General features: G+C 72.1%; 26 protein-coding genes. 15 read left to right on the top strand and 11 right to left on the bottom strand.

Annotated elements, in window-relative coordinates; genetic code table 11:
- Nucleotides 1–169: 169 nt before the first annotated feature.
- The 6 genes from AAC134_RS03970 to AAC134_RS03945 all read right to left on the bottom strand — a co-directional run bounded on the left by AAC134_RS03970 (nucleotide 170) and on the right by AAC134_RS03945 (nucleotide 3,732).
- Nucleotides 170–655, bottom strand: coding sequence for an ATP F0F1 synthase subunit B (locus AAC134_RS03970; RefSeq protein WP_339947759.1), 486 nt, complete (start codon nucleotides 653–655; stop codon nucleotides 170–172).
- Nucleotides 656–659: 4 nt separating this feature from the next.
- On the bottom strand, nucleotides 660–1,244 hold the full coding sequence (locus AAC134_RS03965) for a F0F1 ATP synthase subunit B' (protein ID WP_339947758.1): 585 nt from the start codon (nucleotides 1,242–1,244) through the stop codon (nucleotides 660–662).
- Nucleotides 1,245–1,410: 166 nt separating this feature from the next.
- Complete coding sequence (locus AAC134_RS03960) at nucleotides 1,411–1,647, bottom strand: F0F1 ATP synthase subunit C (protein WP_275765459.1); 237 nt, start codon at nucleotides 1,645–1,647, stop codon at nucleotides 1,411–1,413.
- Between the two features lie 77 nt (nucleotides 1,648–1,724).
- The gene (locus tag AAC134_RS03955; protein ID WP_339947757.1) at nucleotides 1,725–2,435 is read right to left on the bottom strand and encodes a F0F1 ATP synthase subunit A; all 711 of its coding nucleotides are present in this window, start codon (nucleotides 2,433–2,435) and stop codon (nucleotides 1,725–1,727) included.
- A gap of 53 nt (nucleotides 2,436–2,488) precedes the next feature.
- Nucleotides 2,489–2,872, bottom strand: a complete 384-nt coding sequence (locus tag AAC134_RS03950; protein ID WP_339947756.1) for an AtpZ/AtpI family protein — start codon at nucleotides 2,870–2,872, stop codon at nucleotides 2,489–2,491.
- Nucleotides 2,873–3,438: 566 nt separating this feature from the next.
- A complete protein-coding gene (locus AAC134_RS03945) occupies nucleotides 3,439–3,732 on the bottom strand; it encodes a hypothetical protein (protein WP_339947755.1) in 294 nt (97 codons plus the stop codon).
- Between the two features lie 209 nt (nucleotides 3,733–3,941).
- Here AAC134_RS03945 and AAC134_RS03940 point away from each other — a divergent pair, with 209 nt between their 5' ends.
- From AAC134_RS03940 to AAC134_RS03930, 3 genes are all read left to right on the top strand, one after another.
- A complete protein-coding gene (locus AAC134_RS03940; RefSeq protein WP_339947754.1) occupies nucleotides 3,942–4,829 on the top strand; it encodes a cation diffusion facilitator family transporter in 888 nt (295 codons plus the stop codon).
- A gap of 110 nt (nucleotides 4,830–4,939) precedes the next feature.
- Nucleotides 4,940–6,481, top strand: a complete 1,542-nt coding sequence (locus AAC134_RS03935; protein WP_339947753.1) for a gamma-glutamyltransferase — start codon at nucleotides 4,940–4,942, stop codon at nucleotides 6,479–6,481.
- 89 nt (nucleotides 6,482–6,570) lie between these two features.
- A complete protein-coding gene (locus tag AAC134_RS03930) occupies nucleotides 6,571–8,595 on the top strand; it encodes a glycosyltransferase family 2 protein (protein WP_339947752.1) in 2,025 nt (674 codons plus the stop codon).
- Between the two features lie 25 nt (nucleotides 8,596–8,620).
- On the opposite strand, the gene AAC134_RS03925 is transcribed toward AAC134_RS03930, so the two are convergent.
- The 4 genes from AAC134_RS03925 to AAC134_RS03910 all read right to left on the bottom strand — a co-directional run bounded on the left by AAC134_RS03925 (nucleotide 8,621) and on the right by AAC134_RS03910 (nucleotide 12,616).
- Nucleotides 8,621–9,493 carry a DUF1194 domain-containing protein gene (locus AAC134_RS03925; RefSeq protein ID WP_339947751.1) on the bottom strand — a complete coding sequence of 291 codons (873 nt, stop codon included), beginning with the start codon at nucleotides 9,491–9,493 and terminating at the stop codon, nucleotides 8,621–8,623.
- Between the two features lie 91 nt (nucleotides 9,494–9,584).
- Complete coding sequence (locus AAC134_RS03920) at nucleotides 9,585–10,151, bottom strand: GNAT family protein (protein WP_339947750.1); 567 nt, start codon at nucleotides 10,149–10,151, stop codon at nucleotides 9,585–9,587.
- 337 nt (nucleotides 10,152–10,488) lie between these two features.
- Complete coding sequence (locus tag AAC134_RS03915; protein WP_339947749.1) at nucleotides 10,489–11,967, bottom strand: NAD-dependent succinate-semialdehyde dehydrogenase; 1,479 nt, start codon at nucleotides 11,965–11,967, stop codon at nucleotides 10,489–10,491.
- 166 nt (nucleotides 11,968–12,133) lie between these two features.
- The gene (locus tag AAC134_RS03910) at nucleotides 12,134–12,616 is read right to left on the bottom strand and encodes an Lrp/AsnC family transcriptional regulator (protein WP_339947748.1); all 483 of its coding nucleotides are present in this window, start codon (nucleotides 12,614–12,616) and stop codon (nucleotides 12,134–12,136) included.
- A 152-nt stretch (nucleotides 12,617–12,768) separates the two neighbouring features.
- On the opposite strand from AAC134_RS03910, the gene AAC134_RS03905 reads away from it, so the two are divergent.
- The 4 genes from AAC134_RS03905 (at nucleotide 12,769) to AAC134_RS03890 (ending at nucleotide 16,504) form a co-directional block, all read left to right on the top strand.
- A complete protein-coding gene (locus tag AAC134_RS03905) occupies nucleotides 12,769–14,052 on the top strand; it encodes an aspartate aminotransferase family protein (RefSeq protein WP_339947747.1) in 1,284 nt (427 codons plus the stop codon).
- Between the two features lie 200 nt (nucleotides 14,053–14,252).
- Entirely contained in the window at nucleotides 14,253–14,948 is a 696-nt protein-coding gene (locus AAC134_RS03900; protein WP_339947746.1) for a CoA transferase subunit A, read from the top strand.
- A gap of 2 nt (nucleotides 14,949–14,950) precedes the next feature.
- The gene (locus tag AAC134_RS03895; protein ID WP_339947745.1) at nucleotides 14,951–15,826 is read left to right on the top strand and encodes a methyltransferase domain-containing protein; all 876 of its coding nucleotides are present in this window, start codon (nucleotides 14,951–14,953) and stop codon (nucleotides 15,824–15,826) included.
- Nucleotides 15,827–15,874: 48 nt separating this feature from the next.
- Entirely contained in the window at nucleotides 15,875–16,504 is a 630-nt protein-coding gene (locus AAC134_RS03890) for a CoA transferase subunit B (protein WP_339947744.1), read from the top strand.
- Between the two features lie 90 nt (nucleotides 16,505–16,594).
- On the opposite strand, the gene AAC134_RS03885 is transcribed toward AAC134_RS03890, so the two are convergent.
- Nucleotides 16,595–17,224 carry a lytic transglycosylase domain-containing protein gene (locus tag AAC134_RS03885; protein ID WP_339947743.1) on the bottom strand — a complete coding sequence of 210 codons (630 nt, stop codon included), beginning with the start codon at nucleotides 17,222–17,224 and terminating at the stop codon, nucleotides 16,595–16,597.
- A gap of 366 nt (nucleotides 17,225–17,590) precedes the next feature.
- Between AAC134_RS03885 and AAC134_RS03880 the strand changes: the two genes are divergently transcribed.
- The 8 genes from AAC134_RS03880 (at nucleotide 17,591) to AAC134_RS03845 (ending at nucleotide 25,607) form a co-directional block, all read left to right on the top strand.
- Entirely contained in the window at nucleotides 17,591–17,794 is a 204-nt protein-coding gene (locus AAC134_RS03880; protein WP_339947742.1) for a hypothetical protein, read from the top strand.
- Nucleotides 17,795–18,180: 386 nt separating this feature from the next.
- Nucleotides 18,181–18,390, top strand: coding sequence for a pilus assembly protein (locus AAC134_RS03875; RefSeq protein WP_339947741.1), 210 nt, complete (start codon nucleotides 18,181–18,183; stop codon nucleotides 18,388–18,390).
- A gap of 179 nt (nucleotides 18,391–18,569) precedes the next feature.
- A complete protein-coding gene (gene cpaB, locus AAC134_RS03870) occupies nucleotides 18,570–19,403 on the top strand; it encodes a Flp pilus assembly protein CpaB (protein ID WP_339947740.1) in 834 nt (277 codons plus the stop codon).
- Between the two features lie 302 nt (nucleotides 19,404–19,705).
- Nucleotides 19,706–21,178: a type II and III secretion system protein family protein gene (locus AAC134_RS03865; RefSeq protein WP_339947739.1), complete on the top strand. Its 1,473-nt coding sequence runs from the start codon at nucleotides 19,706–19,708 to the stop codon at nucleotides 21,176–21,178.
- Entirely contained in the window at nucleotides 21,165–21,809 is a 645-nt protein-coding gene (locus tag AAC134_RS03860; RefSeq protein WP_339947738.1) for an OmpA family protein, read from the top strand. Before AAC134_RS03865 ends, AAC134_RS03860 begins: the two co-directional genes overlap by 14 nt.
- A gap of 175 nt (nucleotides 21,810–21,984) precedes the next feature.
- Nucleotides 21,985–23,181 carry an AAA family ATPase gene (locus AAC134_RS03855; RefSeq protein WP_339947737.1) on the top strand — a complete coding sequence of 399 codons (1,197 nt, stop codon included), beginning with the start codon at nucleotides 21,985–21,987 and terminating at the stop codon, nucleotides 23,179–23,181.
- A gap of 41 nt (nucleotides 23,182–23,222) precedes the next feature.
- Complete coding sequence (locus tag AAC134_RS03850) at nucleotides 23,223–24,641, top strand: CpaF family protein (protein ID WP_339947736.1); 1,419 nt, start codon at nucleotides 23,223–23,225, stop codon at nucleotides 24,639–24,641.
- Nucleotides 24,642–24,644: 3 nt separating this feature from the next.
- Nucleotides 24,645–25,607, top strand: coding sequence for a type II secretion system F family protein (locus AAC134_RS03845; RefSeq protein ID WP_339947735.1), 963 nt, complete (start codon nucleotides 24,645–24,647; stop codon nucleotides 25,605–25,607).
- Nucleotides 25,608–25,696 lie beyond the last annotated feature (89 nt).

The raw sequence follows: 25,696 nt of genomic DNA, 5'->3' as shown, positions 1-25,696 counted from the left end.
CCGGCCCACGTCGACGCCGGCGAGACCTGCGCAACACCCGCCCCCGCCTGCAACGCGCCGCGAGCCGAACCGTTGTCCCGGGCGCGGCCGCCGACGCGGCGCCTCCCTCACAACGGGAAAGGGCCGCGCCCGGAGGCGCGGCCCTTGTTCCTCTCCTCGAGCGCGCGGCTCAGTGCAGCTTGGCGCCCACGGTGGCGATGCCCTCGTCGGTCAGGCGCGCGCGCGCCTCGGGCGACATCGCGTCCTTGAGGACCTCCGAGGTCGCCTCGACCGCAACCCGGATCGCCTCGTTGCGCACGGCGCGCACCGCGCTCTCCTCGGCGGCGCCGATCTGCTCCTCGGCCGACTTCAGGCGGCGGGCGATCGAGACCTCGAGGTCCTTCTTGGCCTGGACCGCGGCGTCCTCGGCCTCGGTGCGGGCGTGGGCGACGATGTCGGCGACCTGGCCCTCGACCTCTTTCTGCTTGCGCTCGTAGGAGGCCAGCAGCGACTGGGCTTCCTCGCGCAGGCGGCGGGCCTCGTCGAGCTCTTCCTTGATCCGCAGGGCGCGCTTGTCGAGCGCCGCGGCGATCTTCTTGTGAACGCCCGTGTACCACAAGACGCCGATGAAGATGACGAAGGCGACGAAGACGACGAAGTTGGAGTTATGCCACATGGCTTCAGCCCTCCACGCGCTTGGACACGGCCGCGTTCAGCGAGGCCGGGTCGGCGGCGCCCGGCGCCACGGCCTCGGCCAGCGCCGCGGCGACGTCCTGGGCCACTTCCTTCACCGCGGCCGACGCCTCGGCGCGGATCTCGGAGATGCGGGCCTCGGACTCGGCGGTCTTGGCCGAGATCTCGGCGTCGGCCTTGGCGATGGCGGCGTCGATCTCCTTCTGGATCTCGGCCTTGGTCGCGTCGGCGATCGACTGCGCCTCGGAGCGGGCGTCGGCCAGCGCCTTCTGCCAGGCGGCTTCGGCCTCCTCGGCGCGGCGCTTGAAGTCGGCGGCGCGGTCGAGGTCGTCCTCGACGGCGTCATGACGCTCCTCGATGATGCCGCCGATGCGCGGCAGCACCACGCGGGTGAACATCAGGTAAAGGACGACCAGCGTCACCACCAGCCAGAAGATCTGGGAGGGGAAGGAGGCGAGATCGAGCTGGGGAAGGCCGGACGACCCGTGATCGCCGCCGTGCTCGACGCCCTCCTCGATGCCGACGCCTACGGCCTCGGTCGCGGCCTGCGCGGCTGTGAAGAACAGACCCATCGGTCTCTCCCGGGCTCGGGCCCCGTGGGCGGCGCGCGGATGCGCGGCGGCGCGGCGGGGCGGAAACTGGCGCCGCGCGGCCGGCAGATCCGGCCGCGCGGTTGTTCGTCAGGGGCGCGCGCAGGCCCCGGGGCTCAGGCCCCGGCGCGGCGCGCCCGGGTCCCGATCACACCGCGAACAGCAGGAGCAGCGCGACGAGGAACGAGAAGATGCCGAGCGCCTCGGCGAAGGCCATGCCGACGAAGAGCATCGCCTGCTGCTCGCCCGCGGCGGCCGGGTTGCGCAGGGCGCCGGCCAGGTAGTTGCCGGCCACGTGGCCCACGCCGATGCCGGCGCCGCCCAGACCGATCGTGGCGAGGCCCGCGCCGATGTACTGGCCCATGTTCGCGATATCGCCTTCCATAGTCCTGGCTCCTTCGTAGTCCTGGAAGTCGTTGAGGGTGACCGGGGGGCGACCTCGCCGCCCCGGCCGGTCGAAACTCAGTGCATGTGCAGCGCGTCGTTGAGGTACACGCAGGTGAGGATCGTGAAGATGTAGGCCTGCACGAACGCCACCAGCAGTTCCAGCGCGAACATGCCGGTCATCGCCCCGATGGGGATGATGCCGGCGAGCCCCAGGGCCGGCACGAAGGCGGCGAACACCTTCAGAACCGCATGGCCCGCCATCATGTTGCCCGCAAGTCGGACAGAGTGGCTGAGGGGTCGCACGAAGTAGGAGATCAGCTCGATCAGGAACAGCACGCAGCGCAGCGCCACCGTGGGCGCGCTCTTCACCCAGAACAGGGTGATGAAGTGCGGACCGTGCTTCACGAAGCCGATCACCGTGACCGAAATGAACACGGTCAGGGCGAGCACGCCGGTGACCGCGATATGCGAGGTCGTGGTGAACGACGCCGGGATCAGCCCCGACACGTTCGAGATCATGATGAACACGAACACGGTGAAGATGTAGGGGAAGTACTTGGCCCCCTCCTCGCCGAGGATGTCGGCCACCATCTTGCGGATGAACATGTAGAGGCTCTCGGCCACCGACTGCATCCGGCCGGGGACCAGCGTCGCGTTGCGCGTGGGCAGCGCGAACAGGGCGAAGGCGATCAGCACGCCGATCGCCAGCCACAGCGTCTGGTTGGTGACCGTGAACAGACCCAGGCTCTCGTCCCCGAAGAGGGGCGTCACCTTGAACTGGTCCATGGGATGGGCTTCGATGCCGCCCGAGCTCGCGCCTTCAGCTCCGCCTGCCACGTTCAGCGTCCCTCGTCCTGCGGCGCGCGCGCGCCTTCAGCCTCGTCTGAACCCCGGCCGCCCTCTGCGGCCCGGGCCTGGTTCTTGCGCTGCAGCTCCTTGGCGGACTGCAGCATGACCCTGATCCCTGCGGCGAACCCCGCCAGGACCAGAACGATCATGAACAGGGGGCCCGTGCCGAACAGCTCGTCGAGCCCCCATCCGATCGCCAGTCCCACCGCGATGCCCGCGGTCAGGTCGATGACCATTCGCCACGCGAACTCGGCCCCTTCCCATCGCGCGACGTCGCGGCGAGGCCGCGCCTCGGCCTTGCGCCGGTCGCGGATCGCCTTGAGCTTCGCATCGATGTCCGAGAGGCTGGCCCCCCGAGGGTCGGGATCGGTCACGTCTGTCCCCGTCGTGGCTGTCGCGCGGCGTCCGCCGCGTGTCGTCGCCGTCGTCCGGGTCCGGACGATCCGGTCACACCCTCAGCGGCCCCTCCTGCCGGTCCGTCGCGGCCCTCTGGCCAGTCGGGCGGACACTAGAAAGGGGAGGGGGGGGTGTCAAGCTGGGCAGGGTTCGGCCCGATCCGGGCCAGGTGTTTGCAAAGAATGAAGAAATCCGTTGATGCGACCGCACGGCGCAGCGCTTTGCGGCCCCCCGGCGCGCCCCGGGTCCGAGCCTCGCAGGATTCGCGCCGCCCGAGACGCCGTTCCAGCGCTTTCGCAGGCGCCGCGGAGAAGGTCCCTCCGATCCCGTGCGCGGCCCCTCCCGAGCCGCGTCCGCGCCGCCTGAGGGCGTAGCGCCGAGGGGGGCGGGCGGCCGCTTCGGAACGCCGCGTCCGGGCGGAGCCGTCTGCGGCCCCCGCGCTCAGGGTGTCGGCCCGGCCGGGATCCTCCCGCCGGCGCGACGGCGACTTGCACCCGTTGGCGACCGCGAGCCCGCGGTTCGGCGCCCGTTGGAGCCGTCCGGATCAGGCGGCGTCGGACCGTCCAGGCTGGGTCAGCGGCGCGCGGCGGCCGCAGAGGCGCGCCTTGGGCGCGGCGCAGACCGCGCGGCGCGGCGGGGCCGAGACGACGGTCTCGGGGTCCAGAGCCGCGGCGGTCGGGGCCTCGGGGGCGAGCGGTTCGCCGTCGGGGACCGCGGGACACAGCGGCCACGGCGCCGTCTTGAAGGCGGCGGGCTCGAAGTCGGCGGGCGAGACCTGGCCGGCCCCTCCCAGAGCGGCGCGCAGGGCGCCGCGGCGGCTGACGAAGGCGTGGAACATGGTCGATCCTCCGGCTCGGATGCGGACGGGCCGGGCGGCGAGGCTCGCCCCCCTCGTCTCCTGTCACGCACGACCCCTCCCCATTCCGTTGCAGGCTGCGCGCCGATGGGGGCGATTCCGGGGCCGGGGTTGGGCGGCGCCCGGGTGGCGCCCCGCCCGCGGCGACGCCGCGGTTGCCTGCCGCGAGCCACGGCAATAGACCCCGCGCCATGAGCGACCGGCACAACATCAAGGGCGACGACAGGCTGGCGGCCTCGGCCGGGGCGGCGGCGGTGGCCGTGGCCCTGATGCTGGCGGGCCTCAAGCTGTGGGCCCTGCGCGAGACCGGCTCGCTGGGGGTTGCGGCCAGCCTGGCGGACTCGGCCATCGACGCGGTCGCTTCGCTGGCCGGGCTCGCCGCGGTGCTCTACGCTTCCAAGCCCGCGGACGAGGAGCACGCCTTCGGCCATGGCTCGGCCGAGGACCTGGCCTCGCTGGGGCAGGCGGGGCTGGTGGCGATCTCGGCCCTGCTGATCGGCTGGCGGGCGATCGAGCGGCTGCTGGCCGACGCCCCCTCGCCGCTGGCGCGCGAGACGCTGGGCATGGGGGTGATGGCGGTGTCGATCGTCGCGACCCTGGCGCTGGTCTGGTGGCAGCTGCGGGTGGCGCGGCGCACCGGCAGCCCGGTCGTGGCGGCGGATTCGCTGCACTACATGTCCGACCTGCTGCCCAACTTCGGCGCGATGGCGGCGCTGGCGGCCTCGGCCTGGTTCGGGTTCGCCGATCTCGACTCGCTGGTGGGGCTGGCGGCGGCGGGGCTGCTGCTGGCGGGGGCCTACCGGGTGGCGCGGCGCGGCTGGCGGGCGCTGATGGACCACGGCGCCGACGCCGAGACGGTGCGCCGCCTCAGGGCGATCGCCGACGCGCATCCGGGGCTGGCGGGCTATCACGACCTCAAGACCCGCACCGCCGGCCGGCGCCTGTTCGTGCAGATCCATATCGAGCTGCCGGGCGATCTCCCCCTGCGCGAGGCGCACGACATCGGCGCCGCGCTGCGCCACCGGATGCTGGACGCGTTCCCCGAAGCCGACGTCATCGTCCACAAGGACCCGGTCTGAGGCGGGGGCGGCGCGCGCGGGGGCGTCCGGGCTGGCCCGGGCTGGCCCGGGCTGGACGGCGCGCGGCTGCGGTCGTAACGGGTGAGGGGTTTCTCAGGGGGACAGGCCGGATGTCGCGTTTTGCAATCGCCGCGGGCCATGCCGCGACCGCAGAGGCCGGCGCAGTGGCGCTGCGGGCAGGCGGCTCGGCCGTGGACGCCGTGGTCGCGGCGGCCCTGGCGGCCTGCGCGGCCGAGCCGCTGCTCGCGGGGCTGTTCGGCGGCGGTTTCCTCGCGCTGCGCGAGGCCTCGGGCCGCGCGCGGATGCTGGACTGCTTCGTGCAGACCCCGCGCCGTCGCCTGCCCGAGCACGCCCGCGACCTGCGGGAGGTCGAGGCCGACTTCGGCGGCGCCCGGCAAAGCTTCCACATCGGCGCGGCCGCCATCGCCACGCCCGGCCTCGTCCCCGGCCTCGCCGAGGCGCACGCCCGCTTCGGCCGCATGCCCTGGCGCGAACTGGCAGGCCCCGCCATCGAGGCGGCGGGCAAGGGCCTGCCCTTCTCCGCCTTCCAGGCCGATGTCCTGCAGGTGATCGCCCCGATCTGCCGCGCCACCCCTGCCGCCCGCGCCCTGTTCTGCCCCGACGGCGAGACCCTGGCCCGCGCCGGCGAAACGCTGGCCAACCCCGCTCTGGCCGACGCGCTCGACGCCCTCGCCCACGAGGGGCCGCGGCTGTTCCAGGAGGGCGAGATCGCCGCAGCCCTCGCCGAGACCGCCTCCGCCGGCGGCCACCTGACCGCCGCGGACCTCGCCGCCTACCGCCCCCTGTGGCGCGAGCCGCTGCAGGCCGAGCGCGGCGCCGCGCGCCTGCTGCTGAACCCCGAGCCCTCGCTTGGCGGCACGCTGGTCGCCCTGGCGCTGCGGCTGGCCCCGACGGACGCCTCGGCCGTCGACTGGGCCCGGGCGCTCGCCCTGGTCGCCCGCGCGCGGGCCGAGGCGCTGGAGGCCGGGGGCGAGGCCGCCGTCCTCGCCCTGCTGGGCGAGGCGGAGGTCGAGCGGCTGCGGGCGCTGGCCGTCCGCGCGCAGTCGGTGCGCGGGACCACCCATATCTCGGCCGTCGACGCCTCGGGCATGGCCGCGGCGCTGACGCTCTCGAACGGCGAGGGCTGCGGGCTGGTCGTGCCGGGAACCGGGACCATGGCCAACAACATGCTGGGCGAGGCGGACCTGCTGCCGCTGGGGCTGGACGGCTGGAGCCCGGACACGCGGCTCGCCTCGATGATGGCGCCCACGGTGATGACCTGGCCCGACGGCAGCGTCGCGGCGCTGGGCTCGGGCGGCTCGAACCGGATCCGCTCGGCCATGGCCCAGGCCATCGCCCGGCTCGCCGACCGGGGCGAGGCGCTGGACCGCGCCGTCGCCGCCCCGCGCCTGCATGTGGAGCACGCCCCGCCCCCCGGCGATCCGGACGCCCCCGCCGGCCCCTCGATCGACTTCGAGGACCGCTTCCCAGAGTCTGAACGGGCCGACCTGCTGCGCGCCTTCCCCGCGGCTCGTCCCTGGCCGCAGGACAGCCTGTTCTTCGGCGGCGTTCACGCGGTGCGCCGCAACGCCAGGGGCGCGGTCGAGGCGGCCGCCGATTCCCGGCGCGACGGCGCCGTCCTGACCGCCTGAGGCCGGCCGCCGGCTTTACCCATACTTAACCCTGATCCGCGACCTTCGCGCTTCCGACCCCTTTGTCTGCGCGGAGGTTGCGACCGGGCATGTCCCCGTCACCCGCCCCCTCGGTGCGGCGGGGCGACCCGCATGAGGTCCTCCCCGCCGCCCCGTCCGACCGCTCGCGCCGTCCCCCGACGGAGCGGCTGGGCGCCTTGCTGGTGCGCGAGGGCGCGGCCTCCGAACTGTCGATCGCCGTGGCGCTGCGCCGCCAGCGCCGCTCCGGCGCGCCGCTGGGGGAGATCCTGGCCGCCCACGGCCTGGTCTCGCCCGAGGCGCTGGCCCGCGTGCTGGGCCGGCAGATGGGGATCGCGGCCGTGGACCTCGCGGCCGAGCCTCCCGATCCCGCGCTGCTGGCCGAAACCCCGCTGCAGGCGATCGTGACCTGGCGGGCCGTGCCGTGGCGGCGCGATGCCGGCGACCCGCGGCAGGTGACTCTGGTCAGCCCCGATCCCATGCGCCTGATGCGCGATCCCGAGGCGGCGCGGCGGGCCTTCGACCTGCCGCGCGACATCCGCCTGCGGGTGGCGATCTGCCCGCCCTCGGGGCTCGACGCCGCGCTGATGGCCGTGCCGGGGGAGCGGCGGGCGGCCCGCGCCGCAGGGCGGGCGCCGCGCAGCCTGTCGGCGCAGGGGCTCTCGTCGCCGCGGGCGCGGCTTGCGCTCGGCCTTGCGCTGCTCTCGGTCCCGGTCGCGGCGGCGCTCGCGCCCGGGCCGACCCTGGCGCTGGTGTTTCTGGTGGCGCTGGTCTTCAACGCCGCCAACATGGCGGTCCGCATCGCCGCCCTGTTCATGCGGCCCGAGCCGCCGCATCCTCCCCCCGCGGCCGAGGCGACGCTGCTGCCCTGCGTCACCCTGCTGATCGCCCTCTACAAGGAGCCTCAGGCCGCCCCCGGCCTGATCGCCGCGCTGCGCCGACTGGACTACCCGGCCGAGCGGCTGGACGTGATTCTCGCGGTCGAGGCCGACGATCCCGAGACCGTGGCCGCCATCGCCGCCGCCGACCCGCCCCCCTGGCTGCGGGTGATTCCCGCTCCGCCGGGCGGGCCGCGCACCAAGCCTCGGGCGCTGAACCACGCGCTCGACTTCGCGCGCGGCGTCATCGTGGGCGTCTACGACGCCGAGGACCGCCCCGACCCAGACCAGTTGCGCAAGGCGGTCGAGGGGTTCGCCCGCTCGCCCCCGCGCGTCGCCTGCCTGCAGGCGCGGCTGAAGATCTCCAACGGGGCGGAGGGTTGGGTAAGTCGCTGCTTCGCCATGGAATACGCGGCCTGGTTCCACCTTGTGCTGCCGGCGCTGACCCGACTGGGGGCGCCGATCCCGCTGGCGGGCACATCGCTGTTCATCCGCCGCCGGGCGCTCGAGCGGCTGGGCGGCTGGGACGCCTGGAACGTGACCGAGGATGCGGACCTCGGCGTGCGCCTGGCGCGCGCGGGCTTCGTCACCCGGATGATCGACTCCGACACGGGCGAGGAGGCCGTGACCCGCGCCGGCGCCTGGCTGCGACAGCGCTCGCGCTGGCAGAAGGGCTACCTGCAGACCTGGCAGATCCACATGCGCGACCCGCTGCGCCTGTGGCGCGACCTCGGCTGGCGGGGGTTCCTCGGCATGCAGGTGCATTTCGTGGGCGCGGGGGCGGCGTTCCTGTCGCAGCCGCTCTTCTGGACGGCGCTGTTCGCCTGGCCGCTGCTGGCCGGCGGCTCGGCGCTGCTGGCCCAGCCGGGGTGGGTGGTGCTGTCGCTGCTGGGGTTCATGCACGCGGGGCAGGGGATCCTGCTCGCCTCGGTGATGGTGGGGCTGCGACGGGCGGGCTGGCGGTCGAGCCTGCCGCGCGCGCTGCTGCTGCCGTTCTACTGGCCGCTGGCGACGCTGGCGGCGTTCAAGGCGCTGGTCGAATCCGTGACCGCGCCGGCCTACTGGGACAAGACCGGCCACGGCGCGGGCCCTGAGGTCGAGGGGGCGGCGCCGATCCGGCGCGCCGGCCCGGCCCGCCCGACGGGGGCCGAGCCCTCGGCCATGGCGCGGCGGCTTGCGAGACTCCGGGCGCTGCGAAGGTTGCGCCGAAGCGCCTGAAGGCTGGAGGCCCGGGGGCCGGGGCTCACCACTCCCAGCCGCCGCCCTCCATCCAGCGTTGGCGGCGCTTCTCGCCGATCAGGCAGTCGATCCGCGGCGCCCGGGCCTGGCCGCCGAGGCCGAGCTGCGCGGGGATCGGCGCCAGCCGCGCGGGCGTCGCGATGGAAGGCGGGGGGGCAAGGCGCGGCGCCGCGATCTCGAGGATCAGCTTGCGCCGGATGGTTTCGGGGAACTTCCCCTGCTCCCACAGCGGCAGCACGAAGCTCAGCGGTCCGCCGATCACGCAGTCCTCGTAGTAGATGTCGAGCTCGCGCAGGCTGAACGGCCCGTCGTTGGCCTTGATCATCAGCGGCAGCCCGTTGATCACCACGCCCGCCGCCACCGCCTCGTCCCGCGCCGCGGTCACCGGGCGCCCGGCGTTGTTGGGCCCGTCGCCGGAGATGTCGACGACCCGGCGCAGCCCCTCGAACCCGTTGCCCTCGAACGCGTCCAGCGCGTAGTCGATGGCCCCCGAGATCGAGGTGCCCACCGCCGCCGAGATCGGCCCCGCCGCCAGCCCGTCGGCGAAGGCGTTCGCCGCGCCCGGCCCGTCGAGCAGCGTCCACGCGCTGACCACGCCGCGCCGACCGGGGCCCGCCCATTCGAAGTATTTCACCGCGATCCGGCCAAGCAGCCCGCCCTCGATGGCGCGGATCACCTCCGGGTCGCGAAGGGCGGCGACGTAGCCGTCGCGCTGGATGCGCAGCTCCTCGATGTCCATCGAGCGGGAGATGTCGACCGCCAGCACCAGCTCGACATCGACCTCGAGGGGCGTCTGCGCCTGGGGCGCGCGCGGGGCGAGCGCCGCGGCGGCGGCGAGGATCAGGGCGAGGGCGGGGCGCGCGACGCTGAATCTCATGTCCGACGATAGGCGCCCGATCCCGCCGGGGGCAACGTCGCAGACCGCCCGGGCGCCCCCGCCTCACGCGGGCGAGAGCGGGCGGCGGCCCTCAGGGCCGGTGCAGCGCGTAGATCTGGACGCCCGCGCGCAGGTCGAGAGAGGCGTAGCGCAGGCCCACCCGTTCGAGCGTGCGGATCAAGGCCGCGTTGCCGGGGGCGGCCAGCGCCTCGATCCGGGCGGGGGTCTCGTCAGGGTCGGGCGGGCGCGACAGGGGGCGGCGGGTCACCGGGCTGCGCGAGATTGCGGGCCGGGCGAAGGCGGCGACCAGCACCGCGGCGGCGGCCTCGGCGCCCAGGGCCTCGCCGCGCTGGGCGGGGGCGATCAGCAGCGCGAGCCGCGGCGCCTCGGCCGAAGTTCCGGGGCTCAGGCCCGCGATCCCGGCCAGCCCCTCGCGCCCGCGCCGCTCGATGACCAGGGCCGCGGGCGCGCTGGCCGCGAGGCAGGCGCGCTGCTCCAGCGCCCAGGACTCGCCGAAACCGGAGGAGCGCGGGCCGCCGGCGCCGGCCATCGCCAGCGGATCGGAGAAGATCGCGTCCAGCGCCGACGCGTCAGCCGCGCCCGGCGCCCGAAGGCGCAGGCGAGGCGTGTCGAGCGGCAGGTCGAATGAGACGGTCATGCGTGCGAAGGTCGGTTGCCGGTTCGGAGGGGGAAAGGCTGGCTGGCGGCGCTGCCGGCAGGCTCCCGCGGCCGCCCGCCCCGGACTCACATAGGCGCGCTTGGCTCGACGGCGAGGCCGAGGGCGTCTGTCGTTGCGTGGATCCGGCGCCGACACGGGCGCCGCAGCGCCTGGCGCCGCTGGCGCACGGTCCCCGGTCAGGCCCGGGGCGGGCGCCTGTGGGGGCCGCGCCCGCGAGCCGGCGGACTCCCGCGGGAGGCAGGGGCGATCCCGGCCGGAGGGTCCGGCCGGGCAAGCGGCGCGCGGGAAAGCGCGCCGCGTGCGACGGTCGCGCCGCTCAGATGCCGCCGAGGCTGAGGTACTTGATCTCGAGGAAGTCCTCGATCCCGTACTTGGAGCCCTCGCGCCCCAGCCCCGACTGCTTGACGCCGCCGAAGGGCGCCACCGCGGTCGAGGGCAGGCCGTCGTTGACGCCGACGATGCCGTATTCCAGCGCCTCGGCCACGCGGAAGCAGCGGCCGATATCGCGGGAGTAGAAGTAGGAGGCGAGCCCGAACTCGGTGTCGTTGGCCATGGCCACCACCTCGTCCTCGGTCTCGAAGGCGAAGAGGGGGGCGACGGGGCCGAAGGTCTCCTCGCGCGCGACCATCATCTCCTGAGTCACGCCGGTCAGGACGGTGGGCGTGTAGAAGCTGCCGCCCAGCGCGTGGGGGAAGCCGCCGAACTCGATCTCGGCGCCCTTGTCGAGCGCGTCCTTCACATGCTCCTCGACCTTCTTCATGCCGGGGATGTCGATCATCGGGCCCACGGCCACGCCCTCGGCGAAGCCGTCGCCGACCTTCAGGTCATGGACCTTGGCGGCCAGCTTCTCGGCGAAGCGGTCGTAGACGCCCTTCTGCACATAGATGCGGTTGGCGCAGATGCAGGTCTGACCGGCGTTGCGGAACTTGGAGCCCATCGCCCCCTCGACCGCCGCGTCGAGATCGGCGTCGTCAAAGACGATGAAGGGCGCGTTGCCGCCGAGCTCGAGGCTCAGTTTCTTGATGTCGCCCGCGCACTGTTCCATCAGGATCCGGCCGACCTCGGTCGAGCCGGTGAAGGTCAGCTTGCGCACCTTGGGGTTGGTGCAAAGCTCCTTGCCGATGGGCGAGGCCGAGGAGGACGTGATCACGTTGAACACGCCCGGCGGGAAGCCCGCCCGCTCGGCCAGCACGGCGATGGCGGTGCAGCTCAGCGGGGTCTGTTTTGCGGGCCGCGCGACCACGGTGCAGCCCGAGGCCAGCGCCGGCCCGATCTTGCGGGTGATCATCGCGTTGGGGAAGTTCCACGGCGTGATCGAGGCCACGACCCCGACCGGCTGCTTCATCACGATGATCCGCTTGCCAGGGGCGGCGGCGGGAATGGTGTCGCCGTAGACGCGCTTGCCCTCTTCGGCGAACCACTTGAGGAAGCTGGCGCCGTACATGATCTCGCCCTTGGCCTCGGCCAGGGGCTTGCCCTGCTCGGCGGTCAGGATCGCGGCGAGGTCGTCGGCGTTCTCGACCATCAGGTCATGGAGCTTCTCGACCAGCGCGCTGCGCTCGGAGGCGAGCATCTTCGCCCAGGATTTCTGCGCGTCATAGGCGGCGTCGATCGCCTCGGTCGTCATCGCGACCGAGCAGTCGGCGACCTCCTGGATCTCTTTCGCGGTCGAGGGATTGGTGACCGGAAACGAGGCCCCGCCGTCGCCGTCCCGCCAGCGCCCGCCGATATAGGCGCGGCCGGTCAGCAGCGAGGGGTCTTTCAGCTTCACGGGGAAAGTCATCGCGACGTTCATTGGGCATCCTCCCATGGGTCAGGGCGACCCTATCCAAGGGACCCGGCGGCGGCAACGGCGACCCGAACGGCCGCCTGCGCTGTCTGGTCGGGAAATGTTGATCGACCTTTAAAATGGCGCCCATTCCTGGCCGCGCCAGTCCCGGGGCGACCGTGGGACGCGCCGCTCAGCCCGGCTCGGGCGCCTCGAGGCACCAGCCGGGCAGGGAGTCGCGGTTGCGCCAGGTGCGCAGCACGAAGGTGGTCTTGTAGGCCTGCACGAAGGGCAGGGCGCCCAGAACCTCCATGGCGAAGTCATGGTAGGCCTCGATCGAGCGCTCCTGGATCATCAGCAGGAAGTCGAAGTCCCCCGTCACCACGTGGCACTGCTGGACCTGGGCGTGGCGCAGGATCGCCTGCACGAAAGCGTCGGAGTTGCGCGCGGTGGGCGAGGTCAGGGTGACCGTGACCATCGCCGTCACCGGCCGGCGGAACCGCCTGCGGTCGAGGATCGCCACGGCGCCTGCGATCAGCCCCTCCGACCACAGGCGGGCGGTGCGCTTGGCGCAGGCCGACATCGACAGACCCACGTCCTCGGCGAGCTCGGCGTTGGTGCGTCGGGCGTCCTCCTGCAGGGCCAGCAGCAGCCGGCGGTCGATTCCGTCGAACATGGTTCTCTCCCCTCGTCTCCCGACCCGTCGAGTTTCTCGCGCATCGGGCCGGGTCGCGAGAGTTTTTCCCGCCGTCGGGCGAAATTCGACGCCCTCTCGCCGGCGCGCTCGCCCATGCTGCGCGAAACCCGATCGCGCCGAGGAGAGACAGGATGACCGACGATTTCATGACCCGCGCCCGCCGCCGCATGGTTCGCTACGGCCCCGACTTCTTCGACGGCGAGATCGTCTCGGCGCTGGGCGCGCGGGTGCAGACGGCCGGGGGCGCCTCGGTCCTCGACTTCACCTCGGGGCAGATGTCGGCGGTGCTGGGCCATTCCCACCCCGAGATCGTGGAGACCATCCAGGACTACGCCGGCCGTCTGGCGCATCTTTATTCCGGCATGCTGAGCGAGCCGGTGGTGGCGCTGGCCGAGGCGCTGGCCGACTCGCTGCCCGAGGGGCTGGACCGGGTGCTGCTGCTGTCCACGGGGGGCGAGAGCAACGAGGCCGCGATCCGCATGGCCAAGTGCTTCACCGGGGGGTGGGAGGTGGTCTCCTTCGCCCAGTCCTGGCACGGCATGACCGGGGGCGCGGCGGCGGCCACGTTCTCGGCCGGGCGCAAGGGCTACGGGCCGGGGATGCCCGGCGCCTTCGCGATCCCCGCGCCCTCGGCCTACCGCCCCCGCTTCGGCGAGGACGGGCCCGGCTGGCGCGAGCTGCTGGCCGCCGACTTCCGCCTGATCGACGCGCAGTCGAACGGCGGGCTTGCGGCCTTCATCGCCGAGCCGATCCTGTCGACCGGCGGCATCCTCGACCTGCCCGAGGGCTACCTGCGCGCGCTGAAGGAGGAATGCGAGGCCCGCGGCATGCTGCTGATCCTCGACGAGGCGCAGACCGGCCTCGGCCGCACCGGGCTGATGTATGCGTTCGAGCGCGACGGCGTGACCCCGGACATCCTCACGCTGTCCAAGACGCTGGGCGCGGGCCTGCCGCTGGCCGCGATCATCACCTCGGACGAGATCGAGGAGACCTGCGCCGAGCGGGGGTTCCTGTTCTACACTACCCATGTCTCCGATCCGCTGCCGGCGGCGGTGGGGCTGAAGGTGATGGAGATCGTGACCCGCGACGGTCTTGCCGCGCGCGCCGGGGAAATGGGCGAGGTGCTGCGCGGCCGCCTGCGCGACCTCGGCCAGAAGCACGCGCGCATCGGCGATGTGCGCGGCCGCGGCCTGCTGTGCGGGCTGGAGGTGGTCGAGGACCGGGCCTCGAAGACGCCGGCCAACGCCTACGGCAAGGCGGTGATGAAGCGCTGCATGGAGCTGGGCCTGTCGGTGAACATCGCGGCGCTGGAGGGGATGACCTCGATCTTCCGCATCGCCCCGCCGCTGACCGTCTCCGAAGACGAGATCGACGAGGCCATGGCCGTCATGGACCGCGCGCTGGCCGAGTGCTGAGGCGCGCGCGGGCGCCGGGGACCGCCTCGGGCCGGCCGGGACGCGCGCCAAACTGACCGCGTCCCGAAACCCCTGCGCCCCCCTGCTGCACCTGCGTTGACAGCAAGGGCGAGGGGGCGCAACTAAGGGGACGACCGGGCCGGGGAGGGCCCTCGCGCCCTTTCATCCCCCGGCATCCCCGCGCGATCCGGAGGAGATTCATGAAGAAGGTCTATGGTTCCGCCGCGGAGGCGCTCGACGGCCTCCTGTTCGACGGAATGACCATCGCGGCCGGGGGCTTCGGCCTGTCCGGCATCCCCGAGAACCTGATCGCCGCGATCCGCGACGCAGGCACGAAGGACCTGACCATCGCCTCCAACAACTGCGGGGTCGACGACTTCGGGCTGGGCGTGCTGCTGCAGACCAAGCAGGTCAAGAAGATGATCTCGTCCTATGTGGGCGAGAACGCCGAATTCATGCGCCAGTATCTTTCGAACGAGCTGGAGCTGGAGTTCAATCCCCAGGGCACGCTGGCCGAGCGCATGCGCGCCGGCGGCTGCGGCATCCCCGGTTTCTACACCAAGACCGGCGTAGGCACCCGCATCGCCGAGGGGAAGGAGCACAAGGACTTCGACGGCCAGACCTATATCCTTGAGCGCGCCATCGTCGCCGACCTCGCCATCGTCAAGGCGTGGAAGGCCGACACCACCGGCAACCTCGTGTTCCGCAAGACCGCGCGGAACTTCAATCCTGACGCCGCCATGTGCGGCAAGGTCTGCGTCTGCGAGGTCGAGGAGATCGTCGAACCCGGCGAGCTCGACGGCGACGCGATCCACCTGCCGGGCGTCTTCGTGCACCGCCTGGTGCAGGGCCGGTTCGAGAAACGCATCGAGAAACGAACGACGAGGGCTGCCTGATCATGGGTTGGCGCAACAACGACGCGACCGAGACCGTTCCCTCGAAGGGGCGCGGGGCCGGCAAGCGCAATGGCGGCGGCGGCAAGGGCCGGGGCCAGGGCCAGGGCGGCAAGGGCCGGGGCAAGGGTGGCGGCAAGGGCCAGGGCGGCGGCAAGGGCCGCGGCCCGGTCGAGGCCGCGCCGATGGCCCCGCCCCCGCCCGGCTTCTTCTCCAACCACCCCCGCTTCGCCGAGACCTCGGACGTGGCCTCGGACCTGCAGCGGCTCGATTTCCGCCACCGCCTGATCATCGAGGCGAACGCCGACCTGCTGACCGGCAAGCGGGTGCTGGACCTCGCCTGCCATGACGGGCGCTTCAGCTATGCCGCGCTCGAGGCCGGCGCCGCCCATGTCACCGGCATCGAGGCCCGCGCCGACCACACCGAGGCGGCGCGCGAGAACCTGCGCTTCCACCAGGTCGACGAGAGCCGCTGGCGCTTTCTGGAAGGCGACATGTTCGAGCGGATCGGCGAGATCGAGCCGGGCTCGATCGACACCGTGATGGTGCTGGGTTTCCTCTACCACACCGCCCGGCAGTACGAGCTGTTCGCCGCCATCTCGGCGCTGGGCGCCTCCGCGGTGATCCTCGATTCCGCGATCCTGCCGCGCAAGAAGCGGGCGATGGTGCAGCTGCGCTGGGAAAAGACCGGCGGCCCCGCCCAGATCTGGGACGGCAAGCGTCCGCAGGCGCTGTCCTCGATCCCCTCCGAGCCCGCGCTCGCCGCCTGGCTCACGGAGTTCGGCTGGACCCCCGCGTTCGTCGAGCCGCCGCAGCCGATCCCGGATTCGGCCGGCCAGTACCGCAAGGGAAAACGCATCGCCATGCGCGGCGTGCGCTGACATCTTTGAGGACGCCGGCCCCCGCGGCCGCGCGCGAAGGAGACGACAATGCCCTGGGACCGTGACCAGATGGCCGCACGAGCCGCGCAGGAGCTCGAGGACGGCATGTACGTGAACCTCGGGATCGGCATCCCGACGCTGGTGGCCAACTTCATCCCCGAGGGGGTGGACGTGACCTTGCAGTCCGAGAACGGGATGCTCGGCATCGGCCCGTTCCCGACCGAGAACGAGGTCGACGCCGACCTGATCAACGCCGGCAAGCAGACGGTGACGGCGCTGCCCCACACCGCCTATTTCGACAGCTCGACCAGCTTCGCGATGATCCGCGGCGGCAAGATCGCCATGGCGATCCTGGGCGCGATGGAGGTGGCCGAGAACGGGGATCTCGCCAACTGGATGATCCCGGGCAAGCTGGTGAAGGGCATGGGCGGCGCCATGGACCTGGTGGCGGGCGTCGAGCGGGTGGTGGTGATCATGGATCACGCCAACAAGGCCGGCGAATCGAAGCTGCTCAAGGAATGCACCCTGCCGCTGACCGGCACGGGCGTGGTGGACCGGATCATCACCAACCTGGGCGTCTTCGACGTGGTCGAGGGCGGGCTGAAGGTCGTCGAGCTCGCCGAGGGCGTCGAGATGGACGAGATCCGCGCCAAGACCGAGGCGACGCTGGTCGACTGACCGCCGTGCCGCCGGCTTGAACCGACATCGCAGGGCTCCCTCGCCGCGGGGGCGCTGTTGCATTTCGGGGGGCTTCCCCGGCCGGCGGGATCAGCGCGGCGCGGCGACCCAGCCCGGTCGGGCGCCCCGCGCGGCCGAACGGGCAGGGGCGGGCGCGGCCGCTGCCGGGCGGTGCAGCCCGGCCGAGGGGGCGCAGGGCTCGCGGAAGCTTGCGGGCGGGGTCAGGCACAGCTCCTGCACCGCCGCGGCGGCGGCGAGCACCCGGGGGACATAGGCGCGGGTCTCGGCCCAGGGGGGCACGCCGCCGCGACTCGCCACCGCGCCCGCGCCGGCGTTGTAGGCCGCCAGGGCCGCCAGCGGATCCTCGTCGAAGCGGCGCAGCAGCGCCTCGAGGTGCCGGGCCGCGCCCGGGGCCGCCTGCGCGGGCGAGAACGCGTCTCCCACGCCCAGTTCCGCGGCGGTGGCGGGCATCAGCTGCATCAGTCCGCGGGCTCCCTTGGGGCTGACCGCGCGCGAATCACCGCCCGATTCCGCGATCGCCACCGCCAGCAGCAGGTTCAGCGACAGGCCCGAGCTCTGCGCCGCGCCCAGCATCGCCGGGCCGTGGGCCGCCATGATCCGGCGGGCCGTGGCGCGGTCTGACGCGGCCCTGCGCCCGCCGGCGTCGCCCCAGGCCGCGGCGGCTTTCAGCGCCGGCGCGACGGGACGCCCTAGCGTCACCTCCGGCCGCGCCTCCGGCCGGGACCAGAACCCCTGCGCCGCGGCCTTGACGGCCGGCGCAACAGGCTGATCGTGAAAGACAATCCGCTTCCGGGTCCCGGGGGCGGGCGGGGTCACGCTGCGAAACCCGACCTCACCGGCCGGCAGACGCGACAGGCCGAGCTGCGCCTGCGTCGGACCGGCCAGCGCAACCACCGCCAGACCCGCCGCCAGAAGGCCCCGCAGCCGCCCGCCCCGGGGCGCCGGGCCGGCCGACGCGACCACAGGTCGCCCCATGCGCGAGCCCTCGGGGCGCCCTAGGTTCATGTGGCTGAAAGCTGCGAGATGGTGTAACAAGGGGCCAGTCCAGAGAAACGGTGCGTAACCTTGCTCGAGTACAAGCATATCTCCCGCCTCGTGGCACGCGAGGATGGCGCGGTGACGGCGGATTTCGTGATCCTGTCCGCGAGCGTCATCATGCTGACCATAAGCTTCGGCACCGCCTTCAGCGACGGCCTGCAGGCGCTTCTCGATGCGGTGACGCAGCTGATCAACGACGGCGCCGTTGCGGTCGAGGACTCCTGGACCTGACGACACCTGGACCCGACGACGCCTGGACCTGACTTCTGCCGCGTGAGCCGCGGCGGGCCCGCCGCTCAGGCGCCCCCTGCATTCGGACCCCGCCCCCATCGATCTGCGCTTCGGGGCGAGTTTCCAGAGGGTCGTTCATGATTGATCAACTTAAACACGCGCGCATTTCCTGATCCAGCCCCGACGAATCGGGTTGATTTCCAGATCCGAGACGTTCATGTATATGAGCACCGCAGCAGAGGTTATCCGAAGCCGCGAACCAGACCGCCCCGCGTGGGGCGCAGTTCCGTGCCCCGGTCCGGGGTTTAGTAAGTGTTCGCCCGAGTGGGCGATGAGGGATCCTTCCAGGCATGAGCCGGATCCCGTGTTGCAGAAGGAAGCCTGACATGAACATCTTCACCAAAGCCCGCCGCGTGATCTCCGACGAGTCCGGCGCCGTGACCGTCGACTGGGTCGTGCTGACCGCCGCCGTCGTGATCCTCTCGATCGGCGCCATCACCACCCTGTCGGGCGGTGTCGACGCGCTGATGACCTCGATCGACGCCGAGCTGTCCGTGGGCGCCGGCGAGGTCTCCGGTCAGTGGGTGACCGAGTGATCCTGATCTGAGCCGCACGGCTTCCGCGGCCAGGTCCGCGTCGCGCCAGACGCGACGCGGACCCCGCGGGAAGCCTCGGACATCAGTTGATCGGCTGAGCCGCTCCCGGTCGAACGACCGTGGGCGGCTCGCGCCATTCCAGACCCGGACGCAATCCTGACCGCAGCGAGGCCGCCGCCATGAGATCGCTCGCCGTATTCATCTTCGTCGCAGGGCTGGCGCTCGCCGGAGGCGCCGCCTGGTATGTCTTCGCCAAGGTGCAGGCCGCCGAGGCGCGCGCCGGCGATCCCGTCGCGACCGTGCCCGTCGCGGTGGCGAACAAGGACCTGAAATTCGGTCAGCCGCTGACCAAGGCCGATGTGCGCGTGGTGCGCTTCCCGGCCGACGCCGTGCCCGAGAACGCCTTCACCTCCCCCACCGAGCTGTTCGGCGAGGGCGAGGACGTGAAGCCGCGCACCGTGCTGCGCCGTATGGAGCCCAGCGAGCTGATCCTGAAATCCAAGATCACCGGCTTCGGGCAGCGCGCCACGGTCGCCACGCTGATCGAGCCGGGGATGCGCGCCTACACCCTGCCGGTCGACGCGGCCTCGGCCGTGGGCGGCTTCCTGCTGCCGGGCAGCCGGGTGGACATCATCCTGACCACCAAGGACCGCGCCGGTCCGACCGCCCGCGTGCTGATCCAGAACATCGAGATCGTGGCCGTCGACCAGGACACCGATCCCGACCGGATCGAGGCCAAGATCGCCAAGACCGTCACCGTGCAGGGCACGCCCGAGCAGGTGCAGGCGCTGACGCTGGCCTCCTCGGTGGGCAGCCTGTCGCTGTCGCTGCGCGGCTTTGGCGGCGAGGCGGTGAACGACGCCGGCGTGCTCGACCGCAACGCCCTGCTCGGCGTGGTCGAGGAGGCCCCGGCCTCCGAGCCGGAGCCTGTCGAGGCGGCCCCCGAGCCCGAGCCCGAAGTGCGCGTCATCGTTCGCCGCGGCAGCCAGGTCGAGGTCAAGACCATGCACTGAAGCGCGAGCGCCGCGGGGTCCCGTCCCGCGGCGCAGCCCGTTCCCGCGCCGTCCCGCGCCGCGTCCCGAAAGGGGCGCGGCGCGCTCGTCTGTCCCTCGCTTCCGGCGCCGCGCCCCTCGGCGACGATCCGTCCGGCGAGGCTCCTCAGCGTCGCCATTTGGCCACAGTTTGCGCGCGCCGCCCGCAATCCTGTTTCCGGCCGCCCCGAAGTATCTTGAAGGTCGAATTCGAAAAGAGCTTTATTCCCGAGGTTTGCGCCTGACTCTTAAAGCGGGGTATCGACAGTGAGGGGAGCAGCGGCATGATCCGGCGACGCCAGGCCAGGCGTCTGCGCGACCTCGCGCGGGCCGCCGGGGCGATGCTGGTCGCGACCGCCATGGCCGGCGCCCTCCTGCAGGCGCCGGGCGTCGCGCGGGCCCAGGGCGCGCCGGTGATCCGGGTGCTCGAGGGCGCCGCCTCGCCGGACCTCAGCGTCGCGGTCAACCGCGCCATCGTCATCGAATCCGCCGAGGCCTTCGCCGAGGTCTCGGTCGCCAACCCCGCCATCGCCGACGTCGCCGCGCTGTCCAACCGTTCGGTCTACATCCTGGGCAAGATGGCCGGGCGCACCACACTGACCCTGCTGGGGCCCAACGGGCGGCTGATCACCAACATCTCGGTCTCCGTCGGCCCCGACCTCGCCGAGTTCAAGGAGCGCCTCTCCGACATCCTCCCGCAGGAGCGGATCCAGGTGCGCTCGGCCGCGGACGGCATCGTTCTGTCGGGCAACGTGTCCTCGACCGTGCGCCTCTCGCGCGCGCTGGAGCTGGCCGAGCGCTATGCGCCGGGCCGGGTCTCGAACATGCTGACGGTGGGCGGCTCCCAGCAGGTGCTGCTGCGGGTGCGCTTCGCCGAGGTGCAGCGCAACGCGGCCAAGGAACTGGGCTTCAACTGGGCCTTCGGCGTGGGCGCGGGCAACTGGGCCATCGGCGGCGAGCACGCCGACTTCCTGGTCAACGACAACAACGGCGGCTTCCAGATCGACGGCGACCCCGACACCGGCTACACGCCCGGCGGCAACCCCGAGGGCATCCTGGGCGTCAGTTTCGGCGCCGGGGGGGTCTTCGCCTCGCTGACCGTCGACGCGCTCGAGAGCAAGGGCTACGCCCGCACGCTCGCCGAGCCGAACCTGGTGGCGCTGTCGGGCGACACCGCCAACTTTCTGGCCGGCGGCGAATATCCGATCCCCGTCTACGGCGGCGACGACGGCAACATTGCGGTGGAATACCGGCCCTTCGGCATCTCGCTGGGCTTCACGCCCACGGTGGTCGACGGCGACCTGATCAACCTCGAGCTCGAGGCGGAAAGCTCGGCCATCGACGCCTCGATCGTGATCGAGAACCAGGGCATCCAGTTCAACGGCTTCTCCACCCGGCGCGCCCGCACCACCATCGAGCTGAAGGACGGCGACAGCTTCGCCATCGCGGGCCTTCTGCAGGACGACTTCCGCGACAACGCCAGCCAGATCCCCTGGGTGGGCGACGTGCCGGTCCTGGGGGCGCTGTTCCGCTCGTCGGGCTTCCAGCGTCGGCAGACCGAGCTGGTGATCCTGGTCACGGCCTATCTGGTCGATCCGGTCAAGGACGACGTGGTGCAGCTGCCCGGCGACCGCCTGCGCGTGCCCTCCGAGCGGGAGCTGTTCCTGCTGGGCAAGCTCGAGGCCGAGCGCGACCCCATCGCCCGCTCCGTCGGCTCGCGCAACTTCGAGGGGGAGTTCGGCTATGTCCTCGAATGAGCGGGCAGGGCGAGGGGGGGCGCTGGCGGCGCTCGCCGCGGCGCTGCTGCTCGCGGCATGCAACACGCCGGCGGGCGGGCTGCCCAATCCCGACCAGCACGGCTATGCCAACCGCGAGAACATCCTGGCGATGCGCGGCATCGTCGATCCCGAGCGGCTGCGCCTGATGGCGGCGCAGTTCGCCGCCGCGGCCGAGCCGACGATCACCTTCGCCTTCGACAGCGACGTCCTCGAGCCCGCGGCCCTCGTCGCCCTGCAGGGCCAGGCCGAGTGGTTGGTCGCGAACCCTTCGGCGCTGGTGGCGATCTACGGCCACGCCGACCTTGTCGGCGCCAACGCCTACAACCAGCGGATCGGCCTGCGCCGCGCCGCCGCCGCCGCCCGCGCCCTGACCGGCATGGGCGTGGGCGAGGACCGCCTGCTGCTGGTCGCGACCCGCGGCGAAAGCGAGCCGGTGGTCCCCACCCAGGACCGCGAGCGTCTCAACCGCCGCGCGGTGACGGTGGTCGAGGGCTATGGCCTGGGCTGGAAGCGCCGCGCCTTCGACGGCAAGCGCGCCGCCGTCGTCTACAGCCAGTACACCGCCGACGAGAGCGAGGCGGTGATCGCCCTGCCCAGCGGCGGCGGCTGAGGGCGGCGCGTCTCCTGTCCGGCTCTCCCGGACCCTCCCCGTCCGCGCCCGGCGGACCTGTTCTCCCCCCTGCGGACGGCGCGCCGCGGATCGGGGTTGGCTTGCGGACCGCGTCCATGTCCGCTAGCGCGTCGGAAGGCGGCATGGCGCCGCCGTCTGGAAGGGGCGCGACGGAATGATCCTCAAACGCGGCGGCGATGCGGCCGACATGATGGTCGTGGCGGAGAACCTCGACGCCTTCGACGGGCTGCGGCGCGAACTCGAGGCCGAATTTCCCGACGGCGGCTGGGCCGCGGTCACCCTGCGCGGCCTGCGCAAGGCGCTCGACGCCGAGCCCCCCGCCTATGCGCTGCTGGCCGTGGACGCCACCGACCTCGGCCGCATCGACGAGCTGGTCTCGCTGATCTCGCTGGGCCGGGCGCGCGGCTCGATGATGGTGCTGCTGGTCCAGGACCTGCCGCCGATGGCCGTCCACCGGATGATGCGCGCGGGCGCCGAGGACTTCCTGCCGGTGCCGCTGCCCGCCGGCGCCCTGGCCGAGAGCCTCGCCCAGCTCGGCGATCTGCGCCAGGAGGGCGAGAGCCGCGTCGCGCGCAACGGCCTGATCTACCCGGTCTACGGCGTGGCGGGGGGCGTCGGCGCCACCACCTTCGCGGTCAACCTCGCCTGGGAGATCGCCAACGAGGCGCGCAAGACCGGCCTGAAGATCGCGATCCTCGATTTCGACTTCCAGTACGGCTCGGTCGCCACCTACCTCGACATGCCGCGCCGGGATTCGGTGTTCGAGCTGCTGACCGGCATCGACCGCGCCGATCCCAACGGCTTTGCCGCCGCGCTCGAGGATCGGGGCAAGCGCATCTCGGTGCTGACCGCGCCCGCCGACGCGCTGCCGCTGAACATCGTCTCGCCCCCCGACGTCGAGAAGCTGCTGGGCTTTGCGCGCGACGCCTTCGACGTGGTGATCGTCGACATGCCCAGCACGCTGACCGAGTGGACCGAGACCGCGCTCGCCTCCGCCCAGAGGTTCTGGGCGGTGATGGAGATCGACATGCGCTCGGCCCAGAACATGCTGCGCTTCCTGCGGGCGCTGCAGGCCGAGGAGCTGCCCTTCGACAAGGTCGACTACGTGATGAACCGGGTGCCGGGTTTCGGAGATTTCGGCGCAAGAGGGCGGGTCAAGAAAATGGCGGAAACGCTTGGAATCGAGTATGGAGTGTTGTTGCCGGACGGGGGCAAGGCGGTGATCCAGGCCTGCGATCATGGCTCGCCGCTGGCCGAGTTCGCCTCGGGCAACGCCCTGCGGAAGGAAATCCGCAAGACCGCCCGCGCCGTCCTCGAAGAGGTCCAGGCCTCCCGCACGGCGCCCGCCTGACACCGGGCCGGGCGCCGGGGGCCGCGTAAGGAGATCGGCGCATGTTCAAGCGCTACCAGAAGGAGGCCGAGACCAAGGTCGTCGAGATGTCGGCCTCGGCCCAGGCCGCCGCCCAGCGCGCCGCGGCCGCGGAGGCCGCCGCCGCCGCCGAGGCCGCCGCCGCCGAGAACCGCGAGATCAAGCGTCGCCAGCGCCTGATGCAGGTGAAGGTCGACCTTCACCGCCGGCTGCTCGACACGCTCAACCTCTCGATCATCGACAAGGTCCCCGAGGCCGAGCTGCGCCGCGAGGTCGCCTCGATCGCCCGCGAGGGGCTGCGCGACATGGGCATGGTGCTCAACGCCGCCGAGGCCGAGCTGCTGACCCAGGAGCTGATCGACGAGGTCACCGGTCTCGGCCCGCTCGAGCCGCTGCTCAAGGACGACAGCGTTTCGGACATCCTGGTCAACGGCGCCCGCCAGGTGTTCATCGAGCGTCGCGGCAAGCTCGTCCTCTCGGGCGTGGAGTTCAAGGACAACAAGCATCTGCTGCGGGTGATCGACAAGATCGTCTCGGCCGTGGGCCGCCGCGTCGACGAGAGCCAGCCCTGGGTCGACGCGCGCCTCGCCGACGGCAGCCGCGTCAACGCCGTGGTGCCGCCCTGCGCGGTCGACGGCCCGCTGCTGTCGATCCGCAAATTCTCCAAGTCGCCGCTCTCGATCGACCGGCTGATCGCCTACGGCGCCTTCACCGAGGAGATGGCGGCCTATCTGCAGGCGGTCGTCGCCACCCGGCTGAACGTCGTCGTCTCGGGCTCCACCGGCTCGGGCAAGACCACTACGCTCAACGCGCTCAGCTCCTTCATCGCCAATGACGAGCGCATCGCCACGATCGAGGACACCGCCGAGCTTCAGCTCCAGCAGACCCACATCGCCCGGATGGAAAGCCGGCCGGCCAACGTCGAGGGCAAGGGCGAGGTCTCCCAGCGCATCCTGCTCAAGAACGCGCTGCGCATGCGCCCCGACCGGATCATCGTCGGCGAGACCCGCGGCGACGAGGTGCTCGACATGCTCCAGGCGATGAACACCGGCCACGACGGCTCGATGACCACGGTTCACGCCAACAGCCCCCGCGACGCCATCGGCCGCATCGAGAACATGATGCTGATGTCGGGCATCGACATCCCGCTGAAGGCGACCCGCAGCCAGATCGCCTCGGCGGTGCATGTCATCGTGCAGGTCTCGCGTCTGTCCGACGGCTCGCGCCGGATGACCCATATCGCCGAGATCACCGGCATGGAGGGCGAGGTCGTGGCCATGCACGAGGTGTTCCGCTTCAAGCGCACCGGCCTCGACGCCGACGGCACCGTGCTGGGGCACTTCGAGGCGACCGGCATCCGCTCCCACTTCGCGGAGCGGTTCTCCACCTGGGGCTACGATCTCCCCGCCGAGATCTACGCCCCCAACCGCAAGCTGGGCTGAGCCATGGGCGTCGCGCCGCTGGTCTTCGGACTGATCTTCGTGGGGGTGTTCCTCGCGGTCGAGGGGCTTTACCTGCTGGCGTTCGGCCGCTCGGCGCGCCGCAACTCCAAGGTCAACCGCCGCCTGATGATGCTCGAGAAGGGGGAAGACCCGCTCGAGGTTCTCTCCCAGTTGCGCAAGGAGCGGGAGCGTCACGTCTCGGCCTCCGGCACGCCGCTGCTGGCGGGCATCTTCGAGAAGGCCGCCCAGGCCAACATCCCCTGGTCGCCGCGCACCATCATGCTGCTGACCGGACTTGCCGCAACGGCGGTGTTCGCGGCGCTGAGCGTGTTCACCACCCTCGGCCCGCTGATCTCGGCGCCCGTGGGCCTCGCGATGGCCTTCGGGGTGATGTTCTTCTGGGTCAACGGCCGCGCCAAGAAGCGCCTCGCCCGCTTCGAGGAGCAGCTCCCCGACGCGATCGAGCTGATGGTCCGCGCCCTGCGCATCGGGCACCCGTTCTCCTCGGCCGTGTCGATCGTGGCCCAGGAGATGCCAGACCCGATCGGGACCGAATTCGGGATCATCGCCGACGAGGCGATCTACGGGCTCGACGTCAACGAAAGCCTCGACCGGATGGCCGAGCGGATCGCGGTGCCCGACCTGCGGTTCCTGGCCATGGCGGTCGCGATTCAGAGCCAGTCGGGCGGCAACCTGGCCGAGATCCTGGCGGGGCTCGCCGCGGTGGTCCGCTCCCGCTTCAAGCTGTTCCGCAGGGTGAACGCGATCACCGCCGAAAGCCGCTGGTCGGGCTGGTTCCTCTCGGCCTTCCCGGTGCTCGCGCTGGTCGCGGTGCAGCTGATCCGGCCGGACTACTATGACGGGGTGGTGGACAGTCCCTTCTTCGTGCCCGCGACCATCGCGGTGGGGGTGATGCTTGCGATCAACATCGTGTTCATGCGCATGATGGTGAACATCAAGGTCTGACCCCGGCGCGCGGCGTCCGCGCAGGCGGGTGCGGCGGCGGCGGACACCAACGAAACAGGGCGTGGCGAACCGCGCCGGCACGGGAACGG

Origin of the sequence: uncultured Albimonas sp. (assembly GCF_963977235.1) — a bacterium.
Classification (GTDB): Bacteria; Pseudomonadota; Alphaproteobacteria; order Rhodobacterales; family Rhodobacteraceae; genus Albimonas.
The sequence above is the reverse complement of the archived record's forward strand: the minus strand, read 5'-3'. Positions and strand labels throughout refer to the sequence as shown.

Coding starts and splice junctions, on each gene's coding strand:
- AAC134_RS03970 (WP_339947759.1), bottom strand. CDS start 655: ATGTGGCATAACTCCAACTTCGTCGTCTTCGTCGCCTTCGTCATCTTC.
- AAC134_RS03965 (WP_339947758.1), bottom strand. CDS start 1,244: ATGGGTCTGTTCTTCACAGCCGCGCAGGCCGCGACCGAGGCCGTAGGC.
- AAC134_RS03960 (WP_275765459.1), bottom strand. CDS start 1,647: ATGGAAGGCGATATCGCGAACATGGGCCAGTACATCGGCGCGGGCCTC.
- AAC134_RS03955 (WP_339947757.1), bottom strand. CDS start 2,435: ATGGACCAGTTCAAGGTGACGCCCCTCTTCGGGGACGAGAGCCTGGGT.
- AAC134_RS03945 (WP_339947755.1), bottom strand. CDS start 3,732: ATGTTCCACGCCTTCGTCAGCCGCCGCGGCGCCCTGCGCGCCGCTCTG.
- AAC134_RS03940 (WP_339947754.1), top strand. CDS start 3,942: ATGAGCGACCGGCACAACATCAAGGGCGACGACAGGCTGGCGGCCTCG.
- AAC134_RS03935 (WP_339947753.1), top strand. CDS start 4,940: ATGTCGCGTTTTGCAATCGCCGCGGGCCATGCCGCGACCGCAGAGGCC.
- AAC134_RS03930 (WP_339947752.1), top strand. CDS start 6,571: ATGTCCCCGTCACCCGCCCCCTCGGTGCGGCGGGGCGACCCGCATGAG.
- AAC134_RS03925 (WP_339947751.1), bottom strand. CDS start 9,493: ATGAGATTCAGCGTCGCGCGCCCCGCCCTCGCCCTGATCCTCGCCGCC.
- AAC134_RS03920 (WP_339947750.1), bottom strand. CDS start 10,151: ATGACCGTCTCATTCGACCTGCCGCTCGACACGCCTCGCCTGCGCCTT.
- AAC134_RS03915 (WP_339947749.1), bottom strand. CDS start 11,967: ATGAACGTCGCGATGACTTTCCCCGTGAAGCTGAAAGACCCCTCGCTG.
- AAC134_RS03910 (WP_339947748.1), bottom strand. CDS start 12,616: ATGTTCGACGGAATCGACCGCCGGCTGCTGCTGGCCCTGCAGGAGGAC.
- AAC134_RS03905 (WP_339947747.1), top strand. CDS start 12,769: ATGACCGACGATTTCATGACCCGCGCCCGCCGCCGCATGGTTCGCTAC.
- AAC134_RS03900 (WP_339947746.1), top strand. CDS start 14,253: ATGAAGAAGGTCTATGGTTCCGCCGCGGAGGCGCTCGACGGCCTCCTG.
- AAC134_RS03895 (WP_339947745.1), top strand. CDS start 14,951: ATGGGTTGGCGCAACAACGACGCGACCGAGACCGTTCCCTCGAAGGGG.
- AAC134_RS03890 (WP_339947744.1), top strand. CDS start 15,875: ATGCCCTGGGACCGTGACCAGATGGCCGCACGAGCCGCGCAGGAGCTC.
- AAC134_RS03875 (WP_339947741.1), top strand. CDS start 18,181: ATGAACATCTTCACCAAAGCCCGCCGCGTGATCTCCGACGAGTCCGGC.
- cpaB (WP_339947740.1), top strand. CDS start 18,570: ATGAGATCGCTCGCCGTATTCATCTTCGTCGCAGGGCTGGCGCTCGCC.
- AAC134_RS03865 (WP_339947739.1), top strand. CDS start 19,706: ATGATCCGGCGACGCCAGGCCAGGCGTCTGCGCGACCTCGCGCGGGCC.
- AAC134_RS03860 (WP_339947738.1), top strand. CDS start 21,165: ATGTCCTCGAATGAGCGGGCAGGGCGAGGGGGGGCGCTGGCGGCGCTC.
- AAC134_RS03855 (WP_339947737.1), top strand. CDS start 21,985: ATGATCCTCAAACGCGGCGGCGATGCGGCCGACATGATGGTCGTGGCG.
- AAC134_RS03850 (WP_339947736.1), top strand. CDS start 23,223: ATGTTCAAGCGCTACCAGAAGGAGGCCGAGACCAAGGTCGTCGAGATG.
- AAC134_RS03845 (WP_339947735.1), top strand. CDS start 24,645: ATGGGCGTCGCGCCGCTGGTCTTCGGACTGATCTTCGTGGGGGTGTTC.